An 18,246-nucleotide genomic window follows, 5' to 3' on the forward strand; every position below is an offset into this window, starting at 1 on the left:
GGGGATGAGAACGCGATTCTAACGGTTCTGCAGTATCTGAAAAGAGGTGTGTGCACACAAAGGGCACTGGATGAACGCTGCATCGTTTCATCTGCTGAACGCGGCTCGGGCACGGAGGATAAATATATAAAAGCCCAAAACCTGTACAAGAAGCTATTCTTGTATAGGATTTAGCGAGCCTAAACGTTTGCAAATGCCCCAGCGCAGGTGATGCCTGCCTTATGGAGTACACGCCATGAATCTGCACAACCTGACGGAGCTGGCAGCAGCCGGTGACGTTAAAGAACTTGAGCTGCTGTCGCTGGAAGGCGGCTTTTACATCCTGCGGGCGCTGACTGACGCCGGGCCGCTCACGCTCAGCGATGCAAACGGCCAGGCGGTGCGCTTTCGCTCGACCACCGAACTGCGACAACTGCTGGCCGATCTGCCGCCCGTGCCCTGCATGCTGGTGCAACAAGTGGTGCATGACGAGATGTGCGGGCAGCGCAATGGCCCTGTCGAGCCCCTGCGCGTGCCGGTGACGCTGGCCAGCCAGTGGTAGACCGTGCATTGCGCTTGGGCCTGGTGCTGGGGGATCAACTGTCGTTCGACCTGGCAAGCCTCGCCGCGCTGGACCCTGCACACGACGTGATCCTGATGGCGGAAGTGCAGGGCGAGGCGCGCTACGTGCCGCATCATCCGCAAAAGATCGTGCTCATTTTCAGCGCCATGCGCCATTTCGCCCAGGCGCTGCGTGAGCGCGGCTGGCGGGTGGAGTATGTGGAACTGAACGCAACCGGCAACAGCGGCAGCATTGCTGGTGAACTGCGACGGTGGCAGCAGGCGCTGGGTGCGACGCACATTCACCTGACCGAGTGTGGCGAATGGCGCCTGGAGCAGGCTTTGAATGACGCCGGCTTACCACTGGTATGGCATCGCGATACACGGTTTCTTTGCTCGCGCGATGCTTTCGCACGCTGGGCAAAAGACCGTCGCCAATTGCGTATGGAGCACTTTTACCGCGGCATGCGCAAGCGTTGCGGCCTTCTGCTGGAGCCCGATGGCAGCCCGGTGGGTGGCACCTGGAACCTGGATGGTGACAACCGCAAACCCTTGCCACGGGGGCTGCGCGGACCGTTCCCGGCGCGCTTTGCCCAGGACGAAATCACCACGGCGGTCGTGGCGCTGGTCGGCGAATGCTTCAGTGACCATTACGGGGCGGTAGAAGGGTTCGACTATCCCGTGACCCATGAACAGGCCCAGCAGCTCTGGGAACATTTTCTCGAGTTTTGCCTGGCCGCGTTCGGCGACTACCAGGACGCCATGGCCGAAGGCGAGCCGTTCCTGTTCCATGCGCGTATCAGTGCGGCCCTGAACATCGGGCTGCTGGATGTGCGGCGGTTGTGCGAAGACGTGGACAATGCCTGGCGTGAGGCGCGGATACCGCTCAACGCGGCTGAGGGTTTCATCCGCCAACTGATCGGCTGGCGCGAGTATGTGCGCGGCATCTATTGGCTACGCATGCCTGAGTATGCCGGGCTCAATTACCTGGGCAACGACCGTGCGTTGCCGGAATTCTACTGGACCGGGCGTACCCGCATGCGCTGCATGGCGCAGGCCATCGGCCAGACCCTGCAGTTGGGCTATGCACACCACATTCAGCGGCTGATGGTCACGGGCAACTTCGCACTGCTCGCCGGCATTGTGCCCAGCGCGATATGCGAGTGGTACCTGGCCGTGTACATGGATGCCTTCGACTGGGTGGAACTGCCCAACACGCTCGGCATGGTGATGCACGCTGACGGCGGCTACCTGGGGTCCAAACCGTATTGCGCCAGTGGCCGTTACATCCAGCGCATGTCCGACCACTGCAAGGCTTGCAGCTACAAGGTCGAGCATGCGGTCGAGGAGGATGCCTGCCCGTTCAACGCGCTGTACTGGCACTTCATAATCCGTCATCGTCACCTATTGGCTGGCAACCCCCGCCTGGCATTGGTCTATCGCAGCCTTGACGGCATGTCGGTAGCCAGGCGCGAGGGCGTGTGGGCGCGTGGCGAAGCCTTGTTGGCCCGCCTCGACAGTGGCCAGAGCCTATGAAATAACCGTTCGATAAGCGACCACTTTTCCCTGATCTGCAGATACCGCCAAGCAGCCATCATGCACATTTGTGATTCTCTTTGGCCAACCGCTCGGCGCAAACCTGAAACCCGCCGCTCTCGATAAGGTGTTCACGCTTGAAACTTCATCAGCTCAAGGCGCTCGTTGCCATTCACCAGGGGGGAAGCATTCTCGAGGCCTCCAAAATCTTGCACATCACGCAACCTGCCCTGAGCCGCTCGATCAAGGAACTGGAGCGGGAGTTGGGGTTCACCCTGTTGCAGCGTTCGTACAAGGGCATGGCGTTGACCGATGAGGGCAAGCGCATCATCCGTCATGCCAACCTGGTGGTGGAGAGTATCCGCCGTTTGCAGATCGAGGCGGCAAGCATTCAGGATGCCGCATTGGGGGCGGTGTCGATCGGCGTCACCTCGCTGACGGCGATGCTTGACGGGGTGGATGAAAGCATCCTGGCGTTTCGGCGCAAGTACCCGCGGGTGAAAATCACAATCACCGATCTGCGTCCCAGCCAGATCCTGCAACGCCTGCGCGACGGTAGCCTGGACTTTGCCATCACCTCCCAGCAACCCTTGAGCCGTCTCAATCTGGATTGGGAGGCAGTGGGCAGCATCAAGGGCAAGGTGATCTGCCATGCGTCCAACCAGCAGAAGTTTTCCCAGTCACTGCGTTCGCTGCAATACGCCAACTGGATCAGCCTGGACGAGCTGACCGATCAGGCATCGCAGTTTCACCAGTTGTTCGAGGTCAACGGCCTGCGCGTGCCGCAGAGCGCGGTGGAGTGCACGTCGATAATGATGGCCCTCAAGCTCCTAAAGAACACGGAGTCGCTGATGACCATCAGTGAACTGGCCGTAAACGATGCCTTCACCTTCGCGACCCGGCCGGAGTTCATTCAAGTGGCGGTGCAGGAGTTGGTACCAGACTATCCAATCAATCTCGTCTGCATCGACCGTGATAGCCTCACGGCCCCCGCTCAGGAACTCTTCCACAGCTTGCGCGCAAGAGTCCTCAAGACGCTGCCGCGGGACGTTTCAGAAGTGGTAGTACATGCCTAGTGAAATATTGCTTGGGTCATCTCCCACCTGATCAACCGGAGTGCCTGCGTAGGTCACCGATGACGCGCCTTGGTTGGCGATAACACCCAGGCGCGCATAGGCGGCCCAGCGCGGGTTGAAAAAATGGTCGTAGCCAAGCACTGCCCCCAGCGCGTCCTTTTGGCGGGCCGATACCGTCCGCTGGACCACCGCCAGCCTGAGCACGTCAAGCTTGCCCACCGGGGCCATCAGGCCGAAGGTGTACACGGTGGTAGTGGGTGTGCCCGCTTGGTCTACATCCTGGCGTTGCCAGGTCAGGCTGGTGGCCAGCGGGCCGAAATCATAGAACGCCGACAGGCTTGTGTAGTGGTTGGCAGTCTGGCGAGAGCTGCCACCATCGTCCCATGGGTCGCTGTAATACAGGTTGTAAGACCCCAGCAGCATCACACGGCTATTTCGGTACTGCAGCTTCGCACCCCCACCACGCACCGTACGCCCCTGGCTGGCGACATCATCGAAGCCGAAGCTCAAGGCCGTTGCCAGGCTGAAGCCGTTCATGCTCGGGCTGGTGTAGGCCAGGGTGTGCTTGGGCCGCAGGTCGAGATAGTAGGCGCCTTTGCCGGCCGCAGGTATGGACAGAAACGTATACGGTGAGCCGTATGCCGCCAGAAACGGGTCGGCGTAGGTCGGGGTCCCCACCCCGTAGGTTTTGCCGAACTCAAGCCTGCCCAGGCTCCGCGAGCGCAGGGCGAGCGTTGCCAGGCGCAGCGTGCCGATGTTGTCCCACGTCCCTTCCAGGGCCTTGCCGTTCAGATTGAAGCCTTCTTCGACGTCCAGTTCCAGCACCGTATCGGGGTCAAGTGCCTTTCGGGCATACACCCCGAGTTTGTTGGTCCAGGCGCCGCCGCCCGCCATTTGGAAACCTGAGTGGTGCTGAGAGTCGTGGTAGCTGGCGAATGCATCCACGGTACCGTAGATCTTCAGCTTGTCATCGAACCCCTGATCCACCCCGTAGTAACCGAACCCGGAGGCTAGCCGGTTGAGGGTAGGGAAACCCTCGGCCTGTGCCTGCATGGCAAGACAAAGCCCTTGGCTCATCAACAGCAACGACACAGTGCGAGTGATGCAAGTATTCATTCACGACTCCAGGCACGGGATGCGGTCGCGCTAGATTCGATGAACAGAAGGTTGCAGCGTGATTGCTTGTTTGGCCAACGTATGTCTTTTGGTTAATTAGGTGGGCGGGATCTCGCTGGACCGGGAAAAGTTGCCCGCAAAGCTGCTGCATGGCAGTGACCAATGTTTGTTTCCATCCCCCTGAGTGGCCAACTTCGATGACCCCTATCGGGGCACAAGGACGATGCCAGGGCATCTGTGCGCCATCCCAAGGCAAAGCGGCCACGCCAGCGCCCGGTCAATTAACCATTGGTTAGTTCATTGCCAAAACCGCAAGTGTGTTGGCTGCGCGATTGGCTGATAGTCACTGCATGCCGTGATTCGCCATCGGAGATAACAATGAATAGACCGCTACCTGCACCTACGATCCTGGAGGCCGGCTCAAAGCATCACGCGCAGGCATCGTCCTCACGCAGAACCCTGATAGCGTGCTCACTGGGCAACGCCCTGGAGATGTACGACTTCACCATCTACAGCTTCTTCGCGGTGCTGATCGGCCGGCACTTCTTCCCTTCAGAGTCGGCACTGGCCTCGCTCCTGATGTCGCTGGCAACCTTTGGTGTGGGCTTTTTGATGCGGCCAGTGGGGGGCATCATCATCGGCCGCTACGCCGACAGGCATGGCCGCAAAGCCGCCTTGAGCCTGACGATCGGCCTGATGACGTTGGGCACTGCCTTGATCGCCTTCGCGCCTACGTATTCGCAGGTCGGTATCTTTGCAACGTTCATGCTGGTCGCCGGTCGGCTGATTCAGGGGGTGTCGGCAGGTGGCGAGGTCGGTACCGCATCGGTTTATCTGATGGAGTCCAGTACTGCCTCCAAGCGATGCCAGAGCGTGAGCTGGCAGGCGGCCAGCCAGGGTTATGCCGCGCTGGTCGGGGCGGGGTTCGGGTTCAGCCTGAGCCAGTTGCTGGACCCGGCCAGCCTCGAAAGCTGGGGCTGGCGCATTCCATTCATTTTCGGCCTGTTGATCGGCCCGGTAGGCTTGTATATCCGCAACCGTCTACCAGAAACCCACGAGGCCGCGGCGGCACAGGAGGGCAGGCAGCCGCTGGACCCGGAGTTGCTCAAACGCATCGGCCTGGGCATCGGCCTGATGGCCAGTTCTACCATCGGCATGTACCTGTTCGTGTTTTACATGCCCACCTACCTGACCACCGCCATGCACTACCCGCAAAGCAGTGCCATGGCGATCGCCGGCATCAGCAGCGGCTGCATGGCGATCATATGCCCGCTGGCCGGCAAGTTCGCCGACAAATACCAGCTCAGGAAACGCCTGCTGGTCTGGACCATTCTCGCGCCCGTGGTGTTGACGCTGCCGGTGTTCTACGTGCTTGGGCACGTCGAGCACATGGGCCTGGCAATGATGTGTGTCGCGGCGTTGATTCTGCCCACTTGCATAGGCGCCGGAGCGTACTTCGCGTTGATCATGGAAGGCTTCCCCAAGGCGCAGCGTGCCTTTGGCACCTCGGTCAGCTACAGCCTGGGGGTGACACTTTTCGGCGGGTTTTCGCCACTGATCGCTACCTGGCTGATTGCCGCAATGGGCACGCCATTGGCACCGGCCTACTACCTATTGGTGGGTGGTGCGGTAAGCCTGGTCTGCCTCAAGTACTTCCCTGAAAACAAAGGATGCGAGTGACATGGGTACCTTCGAGCGAAATCAAACCCCGCAGTCGGCTGAAGAGCTGGACACGTTCATCAGGATCCGCCGCCAGATCCATGCGGCGCCAGAGCTCGGCGGCGACACGCCTGACACGGCTGCCCTGGTGGCTGAAAAGCTGCAGGCCTGGGGCTATGAGGTGCACCGTAATGTGGGCGGGCACGGCCTGGTAGGTGTGCTTAAAGTGGGCGACAGCCCCCGCAGCATCGGGCTACGGGCAGACATGGACGCTCTGCCCATGAGCGAGAAGAACCCCTTCGAGCACGCCAGCAAGATCCCCGGGCGCATGCATGCCTGTGGCCATGACGGGCATACCGCGATACTGCTGGCGGCGGCTTCGCGATTGGCTGCGACGCGAAACTTCAACGGTACCTTGAACCTGATCTTCCAGCCCGACGAAGAAGGTTTGGCCGGCGCCAAGGCCATGATCGACGACGGTCTGTTCGAGCGTTTTCCGTGTGATTCGGTGTACGCGCTGCACAACATGCCAGGCATGCCGGTGGGCACTTGCGTGGTGCAGAGCGGGCCGACCATGGCGTCTTCCCAGCGGGTGAGCATTCGCATTTGCGGCAGAGGCGGGCATGGCGCCATGCCGGAGCTTGCGGTGGACCCCATCTCGGCCCTCAATAGCCTGATCAGTGCCATCCAGACCATCAAGTCGCGCAACCTGAGCGTTGAAGAGTACGCGGTCATCAGTATCGGCATGATCCAGGCGGGCACGGTCTACAACATCATTCCTGATGAAGCGAGCATGTTGCTCAGCGTGCGCACCGATACGCCCGAAACCCAGTTGAAGATAAACCAGCGTATCGAGGCGCTGGTCAAGGGGCATGCCGAGAGCTTTGGGGTAGAGATCGCGCTGGACTTTACCCAGCTGGCGCCTGCGCTGAGCAACAGCGATGCGCAAAGCGCACAGCTGCGTGAAAGCCTGCGCCCTTTGTTTGCCGAGGGGCAGATGCTGGCGCGGATGCCCAAGAAGGTGATGGGCACTGAAGACTTCGCCTACATGCTCCAGGCGCGACCGGGGTGCTACTTCATGTTGGGTAACGGCACAGGTGAGTTCCACGGTTGCTCGGTACATAACCCGCACTATGACTTCAACGATGCACTGGTGAAGATCGGCTCCGATTGTTGGGTGAAGTGGGTCGAGGATTATCTGAGTTGACGGGGCGCAGGCTACGTAGCCTGCTCACGGCGATAGGCATAGGTTTCGGCGAAGCGCGACAGCATGTAGGCACTGCACGAAACCGGCGGGTATTTGGGCGGGTTGTCGGGGCTGGAGCAGTTGGGCAGGCAACTGATCATCGTGTCCGGGTGCGGTTCGGCAAAGAACGGCATCGAGTAGCGGTGCGCGCCCTGCGGGCTGACCACCCGGTGGGGCGTTGAGGTGTACCTGTCGTTGCTCCACCGCGCCATCATGTCGCCGATGTTGACCACATAGGTGCCCTCGATCGGTGGCGCATCGATCCACTGGCCATCCACGCTCTGCACTTGCAGGCCGCCGGTGCTGTCCTGGTACAACAAGGTCACGCATCCGTAGTCGGTGTGCGCGCCGGCGCCTTGCTGGTCGGTGCTGCTGGCGGCCTGGCGCGGCGGGTAGTGGATCATGCGAAACACGCTGATGGGGTTGGCGAAGCGCTGGTCGAAGAAGTCGTGCTCGATACCCAAGGCCTGCGCCATCGCCCGCAGCAGAGTCAGGGACAAGGCGTGCATGTCCTGGTAATGCGTTTGCAGCAGCGCCTCCCACCCGGCAATCGCGGGGTGCCGGTTGGGACCGCGCAGTGGCTTTTTCGCGAGCACGTCGGGATGATCCGGGGCCATGTGAAAGCCCATGTCGAAGGTTTCCTTCAGGTCGCTTGGCCGGCTCGGGTCCAGCTGCTCGGTGGCGATGGCGCCGTAGCCGCGATGGTGCTCGCTCTGGGTGATGTCGATGCGCAGCTTTTCTTCGGCCGGGCAGGCGAAGAACTGTTCGGCGGCCGCTTTCAGTGCGCCAATGCGCGTGGCCGGGATGGGGTGCCCCTTGATGTAGTAGAAGCCCCACTGCCGGCAGGCGGCGTCGATCTGCCGGGCTACAGCCAGGCGTGCGGCGGGGTCGTGCTGGTAGAGCGGGCTGATATCGATGATCGGCAGGGTGTTCATGAATGGCTCCGTGAAATGGCGGTGCAAGCGGGAGCGGCTGGCGCTCCCACCCGGCGTTTATTTGGGCAGTTGCGCCGTAATGCCTTTGACGTAGTAGTTCATGCCTGCCAGTTCGGCATTGCTGGCCACGGCACCTGCGGGGATCTTGACTGCGCCAGCCTGGTCCAGGATCGGGCCGGTGAAGGGGTGGAAAGAGCCGTCCTTGATACTGGCGATGATCTGTTCGGCGCCGCTTTTGACCTCGGCCGGCACCAGGTCGCTGATGGGCAGTTGTACGGTGCCATCGGCAAGCCCGCCCCAGTAGTCCTGGGGTTTCCAGGTGCCGTCCATGACCGCCTGAGTGCTCTTGATGTAGTGCGGCCCCCAATTGTTGACGATGGAGGTCAGCACCGCCTTGGGCCCGAAGTGGGCCATGTCCGAGGCGTAGCCGACGGCGTAGATGCCGCGGCGTTCGGCGGTCTGGATCGGTGCAGGGCTGTCGGTGTGCTGGAACAGCACGTCAACGCCCTGGTCGATCAGGGCGTTGGCGGCATCGGCCTCTTTGCCCGGGTCGAACCAGGAGTTGACCCACACCACCTTGATTTCGGTGCCGGGGTTGTATTTGTCCAGCGCCAGCTGGATGGCATTGATATCGCGCAGCACTTCCGGAATCGGGAAGGAGGCGACATAGCCGATCTTCTTGGTCTTGGTCATCTTCGCGGCCAGGTAGCCGCCAACGTAACGGCCTTCGTAGGATGTGGCCAGGTAAGTACCAAGGTTCTTGTCCTGCTTGTAGCCGGTGGCATGTTCGAAGGTGACCTTCGGGAACTGCTTGGCGACTTTGGCGGTGGGGTTCATGTAGCCGAATGAGGTGGCGAACACCAGGTCGTAGCCGCCCTTGGCCATGTTGCGGATGACCCGCTCGGCATCGGCGCCTTCTGGCACGTTCTCGACGAAGCTGCTGTCGACCTTGTCACCGAACTGCTTGATCAGGGCCTGGCGGCCCTGCTCATGCTGATAGGTCCAGCCATGGTCGCCGATCGGGCCGATATAGACGAAGCCGACTTTCAGCGGGTCGGCGGCGGCGGCGGACAGGGCGGTGCTCAGGCCAATGGCGGCAGCCAGGGCGCGCAGCAGGTATTTGCTTTTATTGTGAGGCTTCAAGGTGTGGCTCCTGTAGGTCTTCATGTTGGCTGTGTAGGGCGCGTTGGTAATGCAAGAAAACAGAACAGAGGGGCATGAATTGCGGTGCACGGTGCGGGCCAGGCGTGAGGCCTCAGCGCCCGGTCTTCCACGGCTGACCCAGTGAAACCGGCGCATACAGGCGGGTTTTGATGGCATCGCGCGACAGCACCACCAGCACCAGGATCGTGGCCACATACGGCAGCATGGCCAGCAGGTTGGCAGGGAAGCTCACGCCGATACCCTGGGCCACCAGGTGCAGGATGCTCGCCAGGCCAAACAGGTAGGCGCCGAGCAGCACACGCAGTACTCGCCAGCTGGCGAACACCACCAGCGCCAGGGCGATCCAGCCGCGACCTGCGGTCATGTTTTCTGCCCACATCGGTGTGTAGGCCAGCGACAGGTAAGCCCCGGCCAGCCCGGCCATGGCGCCGCCGAACAGCACCGCCAAGGTGCGCACGCGCAGCACGGGCAGGCCCATGGCGCTGGCGGCGTCGGGGTTTTCACCGACGGCCTGGAGGATCAGGCCGGTGCGGCTTTTGAGCAGCGTCCAGGCAATCAGCACGAACAGGCCGAAAGACAGGTAAACCAGCACATCCTGGTTGAACAGCATATGGCCGATGACCGGAATGTCCGCCAGCAGTGGTATGGCCACCGGCTCGAAGCCGCTCAAGGGCTTGCCGACCCAGGCGGTGCCGACGAAAGAAGACAGGCCGACACCGAAGATGGTCAGCGCCAGCCCGGTCGCCACCTGGTTGGCCTGGCAACCGAGTGCTACCAGGGCGAACAGTGAAGCCAGCAACATGCCGGCCAGGCACGCCATCAGGACGCCCAGCCAGAGGTTGCCGGTGGCGTAGGCGGCGATGAACCCTACCACCGCACCGAAAAGCATCATGCCTTCCTGGCCGAGGTTGAGTACGCCGCTCTTTTCGCACACCAGTTCGCCCAGGGCGACCAGTAGCAGTGGGGTACCGCAGCGCACCATGGCGTAAAGAATGTTGCCAAGCAGATCGAGATCCATAGTCGAAGCCTCAGCCTGCACGCGTTGAACGGCAGGTAAACGAAAGGGTCATGGGAATTCAGGCACTGGCGGTTTTTGCCAACGGCGCTCGGCGGTGCCCTTTCAGCTTCAGGCGCAGCCGGTAGAGGATCAGCACGTCGCAGGCCAGCAGGTAGAACAGCATCATTCCCTGGAACAGCCCGGTCAGCGATTGCGGCAGGTTCAGGCTCATCTGCGCGTTCTCGCCGCCGAGGTAGAGCAGGGCCATCAACAACCCGGCGACCAGAATGCCAAACGGGTTGAGGCGCCCGAGAAACGCTACGGTGATCGCCGCATAGCCATAACCTGGGGAAACCTGCGGCACCAATTGGCCGATCGGCCCACTGACTTCGCTGACCCCGGCCAGGCCTGCCAGGCCGCCGCTGATCAGCAGCGCCAGCCAGACCAGGCGCTTTTCACGGAAGCCGACGAAACCGGCAGCGCGCCGGTCCAGGCCGAGCACTTTGATCTGAAAACCGAGGAAGCTCTTGTGCAGCAGCACCCACACCGCCACCAGGGCCATCAGCACGAAGTACAGCCCGACATGCAGTCGGCCATCCTCGAACAGCGCCGGCAGGCGGCTGGCATCGCCGAACATCGCCGATTGCGGGAAGCTGAACCCTTCGGGGTCCTTGAGTGGCCCGTGGACGAAGAACAGCAGCAGGTTCAAGGCGATGTAATTGAGCATGATGGTGGTCAGGATTTCGTTGGCATTGAAGTGCGTGCGCAGCCAGGCCGCGAGCGCCCCCCATAGCGCACCGGCCAGCGTGCCGGCGAGTAACACCCAGGCCAGTGCCCAGCGGGTTTCCCAATCGATGAGGTGGATCGCCACGGCACTGCCGGCCAGGGCGCCCATCAGCAACTGCCCTTCGGCGCCGATATTCCAGATCCGCGCCTGGTAGGCCACCGCCAGGCCGAAGGCGCAGAGCAGGATTGGCAGGGCTTTGAGCAGCAGTTCCGAGAGGCCGTAGAGGTCGCTGATGGGTTCGATCAGCAAGGTGTGAAATGTCTGCAAGGGGGCATGCCCCTGGGCGCTGAACAGGATCGCCCCGCTGAGCAGGGTCAGCAGGGCGGCAAGCAGGGGTGACAGCACGAGCATGGCACGGGACTGCTGGGTACGGGGTTCGAGGGATAGCAACATGAATGGCTCTCGTCAGGCGGCGTCTTGCGGGGCATCGAACTGGCCGGCCATCCAGCCGCCGACCTCCACGGTATGGGTCTGTGCGGTGGGCTTTAGCGGCGACAGGCGGCCACTGCACAGCGCGCCGATGCGGTCGCTGATCTGGAACAGCTCTTCCAGGTCTTCGGAGATCACCAGGATTGCCGCACCGGCGTCGCGCAGGGCAATCAGCGCACGGTGAATCGCCGCGGCGGCGCCGACATCCACGCCCCACGTCGGGTGGGCAGCGACCAGCAGCTTGGGGGCCTGGAGGATTTCGCGGCCGAGGATGAACTTCTGCAGGTTGCCCCCGGACAGGCTGCGTGCCGTGGCCCGGGCATCCGGGGCCTTGACCGCGAAGCGCTGGATGATCTGCTCGGCCAGCGCCTGCACCTTGCCCGAGCGGATCAGGCCGCGGTTGACCAGGCCGTGCTGGAAAGCGGTGAGCAGGGCGTTGTCGGCCAGGCTCATGTCCGGGACCGCGCCGTGCCCAAGGCGCTCGGCCGGTACGAATGCCACCCCCAGGGCGCGGCGGGCGTCGGGGTACAGGTGGGCCATCGGCCGGTTGTCGAGGGTGATGCGTTCGCGCTCGCCAGCGGGCAGGCGTGTTTCACCACTGAGCAGGGCCAGCAGCTCGTCCTGGCCGTTGCCGGCAACCCCCGCGATGCCGACGATCTCGCCGCTGCGCACTTCCAGGCGCAGGTGTTCGAAGGACGTGCCGAACGGGTCCTTGTTGAGCCAGGACAGGTCGTCCACCCGCAGACGTGGCAAGCCGCCGGCGCTTTTCGGGTAGCTTGCCTCCAGCCCTTCGGCATCGCCGACCATCATCCGCGCCAGCTGCAGATCGCTGCATTGCGCCGGGCTGCAAGCGCCGGAAACCCGTCCGCCGCGCAACACCGTGGCACCGTGGCACAGGGCACGCACTTCGTTGAGCTTGTGGCTGATGAACAGGATGCTGCAGCCCTCTGCGGCGAGTGCGCGCAAGGTGACGAACAGTTCGTCGACCTCTTGCGGGGTAAGCACCGAGGTCGGCTCATCGAGGATCAGCAGCTTGATCGGCTGCATCAGGCAGCGCACGATTTCCACCCGCTGGCGTTCACCGATCGACAGGCTGTGCACCAGGCGCTCCGGCTCCAGGCCCATGCCGTAGCGTTGGGACACTTCGCGGATGCGTGGTGCCAGCTGCTTTGGCGTTCCGGCATCGCGGCCAAGGGCCAGGGCAATGTTTTGCGCGACGCTCAGGGTTTCGAACAGGGAAAAGTGCTGGAACACCATGCCGATGCCCAGCGCGCGGGCACGGGCGGGGTCGCGCACGTGCACGGGCTGGCCTTCCCACAACACCTGGCCGGCATCCGGCGCGGTGACGCCGTAGATGATCTTCATCAGGGTGCTCTTGCCTGCGCCGTTCTCGCCGAGCAGGGCGTGGATTTCACCGGCAGCGATGCGCAGGTCGATGCGGTCGTTGGCCAAGGTGCCCGGGTATCGCTTGGTAATGGCACGCAGCTCAAGGCGCAGTTGCGAGGGGGATCTGGACATGGGACTGCTCGGGGTCAGGGTGATGAGCAGTTGCACAGCAAAAACATGGCCAATTGGTCAGATTATTGTTCAAGGGCTTGTGTTAGAGGGGCTGCAGGCCGAGAGCGGGGCACGCTTGGTGAACGTTGCGGCAGCGGCGTGTGTGGTTTTGGGGCGCCAAGGTGCCAAGTTGGGGCGCTGTGTTCAGCGTGGTCGCCATGTTCGGCCGGCTACGACACGGGCGTCACTGCTGGAGCGCAGTGCGGCCCTTCGCGGGCAAGCCCACAGGTACCGTGCTGGTCCCTTAGGCGTGGTTGGTTTCACGTTTTCAGCATGCGCACTACGGCAGTCATTGTTTGAACTCCCCGAAATTCTGGATGCCTGGGCTGGCCCTATCGCCGGCAAGCCCGGCTCCCACAGGTTTCACCGGGCGCCTAAGGGTCGTCTACAACCTCAGGGGCGGTGCTGTGCGAGGAAGCTAGCCGGGGAAAGAGCCAGGCCAGGCAGATCATGATGAGGACTAATGCAGCGTCTGCGGGTCGGCTGGTTTCTGTATTTGTGCCAGAGCTGACTCGAGCAATTTGCGCAGGGCATCAAGCTCGTGCATCGAGGTCATGATCATCAAGGACACGGGTGCTTTGGGCTGCATCAACATCGCCTGTTGGGCAACGACCTCGGCGCAGAGCGCGTAGTCGGCAGCCATCATCAGCGTGTCTTCGAGGGAGTGAAGGGTGTGCGGGGGATCGGGGACTATCTTCAACATGCTTTGGTATCCATTTTCAGGGCCGCCTGCTACCTGCTGTCAAACAGTTAGGTGGCAGCTGTGCATAGGTTGACAGACCGGCGGATACCAGAACCGGCGCACGCGAACGTGCCCCATACACAGCCGCCATTAAAGGCAAAGCTCTGCAAAGTATCTCGTCGCGGCCTGTCAAAGCCGGTCGTTGATGTGCAACGACCCACCGAGCCTAAAACTCAGAAATAACGACCGCAACGAAAAACAGGCGTAGCGAGTATCTTTGGGAAATGGGCTACAAGAAAGGGGACAAATCTGATTCTTTTTGCGGTCGGGCGTGACTGCTTGTAATGCCGGCCGGCGTCCTGCATGTCTCGTCATCCTGCATCCGCTCGATAACCAGCCTTTCCAATAATCCGTGAATAACCATTGCCTAAGATCAGCGCCGACGCTCCTTCGCACTATTCTTGACATTTGATAACCACTGCAGCCGACGCATTGCTAGTGTGGTTGCACAAGCTTTGTGTGATGGGCAATACCCTGTATCAGGCTCTGCCCCTCCTGGGTTGGGCCGGGGGGGGCAGTCGCACCGTCAGAAACGCTATCGAAGCCGGCTTGTTTTCTCGGAGGTCATTCCTGTGCGCGATCCAGCAAAGAAAATGGGTTTGGTCGGGCTGACCACTTTGGTCACCGTCAACATGATGGGCTCCGGTATCATCATGCTGCCCGCCAGCATGGCGCAGATCGGTGCTGTGTCGCTGCTCTCGTGGGTCGTGACGGCTGTGGGTTCGATGGCCATCGCCTACTGTTTCGCGCAATGCGGTATCTACTGCACGCGCTCGGGCGGAATGTCGGCCTACAGCGAAGAGGCCCATGGCAAGTCCGCATTCTTCCTCTGCTCCTACCTGTATTTCCTCTCGCTGATGATCGGCAATGTCGCCATTGGTATATCCGCGGTGGGTTATCTGACGCCTTTCCTGCCCTGGCTTGGCACGGGCCCAGGCCCGCTGGTGGCAGGGACGGTGATGCTGATCTGGTTCAGCACCCTGGCCAATGTCGGCGGTGCCAACATAACCGGCAAGCTAGGCGCGATCAGTGTCTGGGGCGTCATCATTCCTGTGGCCGGCCTGAGTTTAGTGGGTTGGTACTGGTTCAACCCACAGACGTTTACCGATGCCTGGAACCCCGACAACATACCGGTGAGCCAGGCGATCACCGCCAGTATTCCCCTGACGCTGTGGGCCTTTCTGGGCATGGAGTCGGCCGCGCAAAATTCGGATGCGGTGGAGAACCCCAAGCGCAATGTGCCGCTTGCATGCCTGTTCGGCACACTGGGCGCAGCGGTGATCTATATCCTGTCGACCACCGTCATCCAGGGGATCGTGCCAAACCCCGAACTTGCGAATTCCAGCGCACCCTTTGCACTGGTCTATGCGCGCATGTTCAATGACACGGTCGGTAACGTGATCATGGGGTTGGCAGTCATCGCCTGTGTCGGTTCATTGCTGGGGTGGCAGTTCACCCTGGCCGAAACGGCCAAGGTTACCGCCGAGCAAGGGCTGTTTCCCACGTTGTTCACCCGCGTTACTGCCAGGGGCGCGCCACTGGCGGGCATGCTGACCTGCGCGGTCTTGCAGAGCCTGATTGCGTTGTCGACCATTTCGCCCAATGCCAGCGCCCAGTTCAGCAAGCTGGTCAACCTGGCGGCAGTGACCAACATCATTCCCTACATCACCTCCCTGACCGGGTTGCTGGTGATCATGTACAAGGCCCAGGTGGATATAAAGATCTTCCGCCGTAACAGCGCAATCATGCTGGTTGCGGTGTGCTATTGCTTCTATGCGCTCTATGCCTCGGGCCTGGAAGCGGTGTTTGGCGCTGCGCTGATCATGGCGCTGGGTTACCTGCTGTTCGGCTTCATCGCCAAACGTTTCGTCAAGGTGCTGGACTTGATTGGAGGTGCGCCATGATGCGCAGGTCGAAATGGGTTGCCCTGTGCCTGGCCCTTTCGGTGCCGTTTGCGGCGGTGTGCAGCGTTGAAGCAGCGACCGACAAGCTGAGCCGGCTGCGCGACAGTCAGGTCCTCAATCTGGGTTTCATCGCAGACCTTGCCCCGTTTTCTTCAGGCAGTACCCAGTCACCTCAAGGGTATGGCATCGAATTGTGCCAGGCAGTGGCTCAACACCTTCGCCAGTCACCTGGCCTTGCCGACTTGCAGGTGCATTGGCATGTGGTGCCGCAGGAGCAAGCCGTCCGCGCCTTGGGCGAGGGAACGGTTGATCTGCTGTGCACGCCGATGGTGGAAACGATCACAAGACGGGAAACCCTGAATTTTTCCATACCGGTATTCACCACCGGCCTTGCGGTGCTGGTGCGGCGTGATGCACCGGCCAGCCTTCTGGAGCCACTGCGTGGTAAGCCTGTCGATACCGGCCCCAGGTGGCGCGCAACCCTCAATGCGGGGTTGAGCAAGCACAGTTTTGCAGTGCTGCGCGGCACGCTGAGCAGTCAGTGGGCGCGGGAGCGTATTCGCAAGCTTGGCCTGCAGTCCAGGCTTGAAGAGGTGTCCAGTTACCAGGAGGGTGTGCGCCGGGTGGTCGAGCGCAAGGTCGATGCGTTTTTTGGCGAGAGGATGATTTTGCTTTCCCTGCAGAGCCAGCAGCCTGAGCGCGACCGGTTATGGATCCCGGATCACCTGTTTGTCACGAGCCGTGTCGCACTGCCCATGGCCCGTGGCGATGATGGTTTTCGCCTGTTGGTGGATACCGCGCTTAGCCAGGCGCTGTCCGGCCCGGATGGAGAAGCCTTGTTCGTACGCTACCTGGGGGTACAAACAGCGCAGGACAAACTGTTGCAGAGCCTTTATGTGTTGCCGGATGACCGTGAACGGCTGGCGCCGCAACATTAGTCTTCTTCGCGCAGTGCCTTGATTCTTCCTTTTTTCTCAGCGCTGATCAGTGCCGCGTAGTCCTTCGCATTCTGCTCGGCGTAAGCGAGTGAAAAATCGCCTATGGCCTGATCGAAGGTGTTCGATTTACCTAGGTAGCCACTGATCAAGGCGGCGTCACCTGATTTTGCATGTGCGCGCGCCAAGGTAATGCCGCATACCTCGGCGTACATCATCATCTGTTCGAGTGATGCACCTTCTACAGGTAGTGACATTTTCATGTCGCGCAATTGCCGGACAAAAAACTGCCGGCCCTTGGTGCTCTCGGTCCATCCGAGAAAAATGTCACTGGCAGATTGCATAAGCCGTTGGCCCGTGACCACCCGTTGGCCCTGGTTTACAAATTCGCTCTTGCCCGCATAGGGTTCAAGCACAGAAGGACAAGCCTGCTTGAATTGCAGGAGCAATGGGTTGTTTTGCGCTGAAAAGAACAAACCGACGAAGCAATAGGTGCCGACGCTGCCGATACCCACTGCCTTCATGGCAAAGTCTTCCAGGCGATAACGGTCATACAGGACCCTGCGTTCAGGCAGCAGAGAAGTACGATAATCCTCCAGCGCAAGGTGCACCCGGTTGATGAAGTCGGCTTCATCGACATGAAAAAGAATCGGCGGCTGATCGACCAGGCGTCGCCGGCCGCCCACTTCGTCACTGATTTGTGGGTACAGGTAGTCGCCGATGCGAGTCCTGGCCTTGGCCATCAACTGTTCACGTGCTTTACGGTATTTGAGACTAGGGGCCATATCGATGAGCGTTTGTGCATCGAGGCGGTCGTACCAGATTTCCAGCGGGCTCATCGTCGTCAATTCGCGCATGCGTTCCCGGTAGGCGCGAACGCATTCCATAGCCAGACGCCTGGCATCTTCATCGATGAGGCGGTTATCGCGGGCGGCTACGGCAAAACTGGTTGCCAGACGCTTTATATCCCACTCCCAAGGGGCGGGTAACGTTTCGTCAAAATCATTGATGTCGAAGATCAGGTTACGTTCGGGGGTGGCGAACAATCCAAAATTCAGCAGGTGGCAATCACCGCAGGCCTGAACGCGAATACCTGTGTGGGGAAGTGTCGCGAGGTCGCGTGCCATCAAGCCGGCTGAGCCCCTGAGAAAAGTGAACGGGCTACGCAACATGCGCCCATAGCGCACGGGCACCAAGGCCGGATGCCGGCTGCGGTTGGACTGTTCGAGAATGTCGACAGGGTCGCGATGCTTGTGCGTCGTTTTCCAGAATGCATGGGACGAGCGCGGCACCGTTTCGCGCAGTTTCTTTCCTGCGTCCAGGCGTTCTTTTCGTGACGCGAAGCGCTTGTGTTCCCGACGGCCGTCATCATCTGCTTGCAGGTGCGAGCTGGCCTGTTTCCTGAACTCGGGCATGTCAGCACCTTTGGTGATCAAAGGCAGAAGGGCAGGGCCTTGTTTTTTGCGCCAAGACACTGTTCACAGCTGATTCAAGCGTAGCATGCGCTGCGTCCAAGCTTGCACCGGGTGACCAGATCGTCCTTCAGCGCTCATCCCAAGGGTGCTGAAGATTTTGCGGCAAGCACCCAAAGGAACCTTGACAGACTATTGGTTAACAAAAATA

15 protein-coding genes are annotated in these 18,246 nt (G+C 61.1%); 7 read left to right on the plus strand and 8 right to left on the minus strand.

Annotated elements, in window-relative coordinates; genetic code table 11:
* Positions 1-235: 235 nt before the first annotated feature.
* The 3 genes from NGJ21_RS19725 (at position 236) to NGJ21_RS19735 (ending at position 3,152) form a co-directional block, all read left to right on the plus strand.
* Positions 236-541 (plus strand): DUF6482 family protein, encoded by a 306-nt coding sequence (locus NGJ21_RS19725; protein ID WP_046785849.1) that lies wholly within the window; start codon positions 236-238, stop codon positions 539-541.
* 8 nt (positions 542-549) lie between these two features.
* Complete coding sequence (locus tag NGJ21_RS19730) at positions 550-2,076, plus strand: cryptochrome/photolyase family protein (protein ID WP_251962599.1); 1,527 nt, start codon at positions 550-552, stop codon at positions 2,074-2,076.
* Positions 2,077-2,213: 137 nt separating this feature from the next.
* On the plus strand, positions 2,214-3,152 hold the full coding sequence (locus NGJ21_RS19735; protein WP_012314847.1) for a LysR family transcriptional regulator: 939 nt from the start codon (positions 2,214-2,216) through the stop codon (positions 3,150-3,152).
* Here the strand turns inward: NGJ21_RS19735 and NGJ21_RS19740 are convergent.
* Entirely contained in the window at positions 3,129-4,268 is a 1,140-nt protein-coding gene (locus tag NGJ21_RS19740; RefSeq protein ID WP_251962546.1) for a porin, read from the minus strand. The two genes, NGJ21_RS19735 and NGJ21_RS19740, sit on opposite strands and share 24 nt — an antisense overlap.
* A gap of 378 nt (positions 4,269-4,646) precedes the next feature.
* Here NGJ21_RS19740 and NGJ21_RS19745 point away from each other — a divergent pair, with 378 nt between their 5' ends.
* Together NGJ21_RS19745 and NGJ21_RS19750 are read left to right on the plus strand one after the other, a co-directional pair.
* Positions 4,647-5,948, plus strand: coding sequence for an MFS transporter (locus NGJ21_RS19745; RefSeq protein ID WP_046785851.1), 1,302 nt, complete (start codon positions 4,647-4,649; stop codon positions 5,946-5,948).
* A 1-nt stretch (position 5,949) separates the two neighbouring features.
* Positions 5,950-7,134 (plus strand): M20 aminoacylase family protein, encoded by a 1,185-nt coding sequence (locus tag NGJ21_RS19750; protein WP_115274556.1) that lies wholly within the window; start codon positions 5,950-5,952, stop codon positions 7,132-7,134.
* 11 nt (positions 7,135-7,145) lie between these two features.
* On the opposite strand, the gene NGJ21_RS19755 is transcribed toward NGJ21_RS19750, so the two are convergent.
* The 6 genes from NGJ21_RS19755 to NGJ21_RS19780 all read right to left on the minus strand — a co-directional run bounded on the left by NGJ21_RS19755 (position 7,146) and on the right by NGJ21_RS19780 (position 13,745).
* The gene (locus NGJ21_RS19755; protein WP_115274557.1) at positions 7,146-8,108 is read right to left on the minus strand and encodes a 2-oxoglutarate and iron-dependent oxygenase domain-containing protein; all 963 of its coding nucleotides are present in this window, start codon (positions 8,106-8,108) and stop codon (positions 7,146-7,148) included.
* Between the two features lie 57 nt (positions 8,109-8,165).
* On the minus strand, positions 8,166-9,275 hold the full coding sequence (locus NGJ21_RS19760; protein WP_046785854.1) for a BMP family ABC transporter substrate-binding protein: 1,110 nt from the start codon (positions 9,273-9,275) through the stop codon (positions 8,166-8,168).
* A gap of 88 nt (positions 9,276-9,363) precedes the next feature.
* Positions 9,364-10,290: an ABC transporter permease gene (locus NGJ21_RS19765; RefSeq protein ID WP_115274558.1), complete on the minus strand. Its 927-nt coding sequence runs from the start codon at positions 10,288-10,290 to the stop codon at positions 9,364-9,366.
* Between the two features lie 58 nt (positions 10,291-10,348).
* The gene (locus NGJ21_RS19770; RefSeq protein ID WP_115274559.1) at positions 10,349-11,449 is read right to left on the minus strand and encodes an ABC transporter permease; all 1,101 of its coding nucleotides are present in this window, start codon (positions 11,447-11,449) and stop codon (positions 10,349-10,351) included.
* 12 nt (positions 11,450-11,461) lie between these two features.
* Entirely contained in the window at positions 11,462-13,003 is a 1,542-nt protein-coding gene (locus tag NGJ21_RS19775; RefSeq protein WP_115275524.1) for an ABC transporter ATP-binding protein, read from the minus strand.
* 499 nt (positions 13,004-13,502) lie between these two features.
* Entirely contained in the window at positions 13,503-13,745 is a 243-nt protein-coding gene (locus NGJ21_RS19780; protein ID WP_119687183.1) for a hypothetical protein, read from the minus strand.
* 611 nt (positions 13,746-14,356) lie between these two features.
* Here NGJ21_RS19780 and potE point away from each other — a divergent pair.
* Positions 14,357-15,688 (plus strand): putrescine-ornithine antiporter, encoded by a 1,332-nt coding sequence (potE, locus tag NGJ21_RS19785; protein WP_251962547.1) that lies wholly within the window; start codon positions 14,357-14,359, stop codon positions 15,686-15,688.
* Positions 15,688-16,626, plus strand: a complete 939-nt coding sequence (locus NGJ21_RS19790) for a transporter substrate-binding domain-containing protein (protein WP_239539300.1) — start codon at positions 15,688-15,690, stop codon at positions 16,624-16,626. The genes potE and NGJ21_RS19790 overlap by 1 nt, the downstream gene beginning before the upstream one ends.
* Here the strand turns inward: NGJ21_RS19790 and NGJ21_RS19795 are convergent.
* Positions 16,623-18,038, minus strand: a complete 1,416-nt coding sequence (locus tag NGJ21_RS19795; RefSeq protein ID WP_204918177.1) for a DUF2252 domain-containing protein — start codon at positions 18,036-18,038, stop codon at positions 16,623-16,625. The genes NGJ21_RS19790 and NGJ21_RS19795 overlap by 4 nt on opposite strands.
* Positions 18,039-18,246 lie beyond the last annotated feature (208 nt).

It is taken from the genome of Pseudomonas sp. Marseille-Q5299 (assembly GCF_943737035.1).
GTDB lineage: Bacteria > Pseudomonadota > Gammaproteobacteria > Pseudomonadales > Pseudomonadaceae > Aquipseudomonas > Aquipseudomonas putida_E.

Coding starts and splice junctions, on each gene's coding strand:
- NGJ21_RS19725 (WP_046785849.1), top strand. CDS start 236: ATGAATCTGCACAACCTGACGGAGCTGGCAGCAGCCGGTGACGTTAAA.
- NGJ21_RS19740 (WP_251962546.1), bottom strand. CDS start 4,268: ATGAATACTTGCATCACTCGCACTGTGTCGTTGCTGTTGATGAGCCAA.
- NGJ21_RS19745 (WP_046785851.1), top strand. CDS start 4,647: ATGAATAGACCGCTACCTGCACCTACGATCCTGGAGGCCGGCTCAAAG.
- NGJ21_RS19750 (WP_115274556.1), top strand. CDS start 5,950: ATGGGTACCTTCGAGCGAAATCAAACCCCGCAGTCGGCTGAAGAGCTG.
- NGJ21_RS19755 (WP_115274557.1), bottom strand. CDS start 8,108: ATGAACACCCTGCCGATCATCGATATCAGCCCGCTCTACCAGCACGAC.
- NGJ21_RS19760 (WP_046785854.1), bottom strand. CDS start 9,275: ATGAAGACCTACAGGAGCCACACCTTGAAGCCTCACAATAAAAGCAAA.
- NGJ21_RS19765 (WP_115274558.1), bottom strand. CDS start 10,290: ATGGATCTCGATCTGCTTGGCAACATTCTTTACGCCATGGTGCGCTGC.
- NGJ21_RS19770 (WP_115274559.1), bottom strand. CDS start 11,449: ATGTTGCTATCCCTCGAACCCCGTACCCAGCAGTCCCGTGCCATGCTC.
- NGJ21_RS19775 (WP_115275524.1), bottom strand. CDS start 13,003: ATGTCCAGATCCCCCTCGCAACTGCGCCTTGAGCTGCGTGCCATTACC.
- NGJ21_RS19780 (WP_119687183.1), bottom strand. CDS start 13,745: ATGTTGAAGATAGTCCCCGATCCCCCGCACACCCTTCACTCCCTCGAA.
- NGJ21_RS19790 (WP_239539300.1), top strand. CDS start 15,688: ATGCGCAGGTCGAAATGGGTTGCCCTGTGCCTGGCCCTTTCGGTGCCG.
- NGJ21_RS19795 (WP_204918177.1), bottom strand. CDS start 18,038: ATGCCCGAGTTCAGGAAACAGGCCAGCTCGCACCTGCAAGCAGATGAT.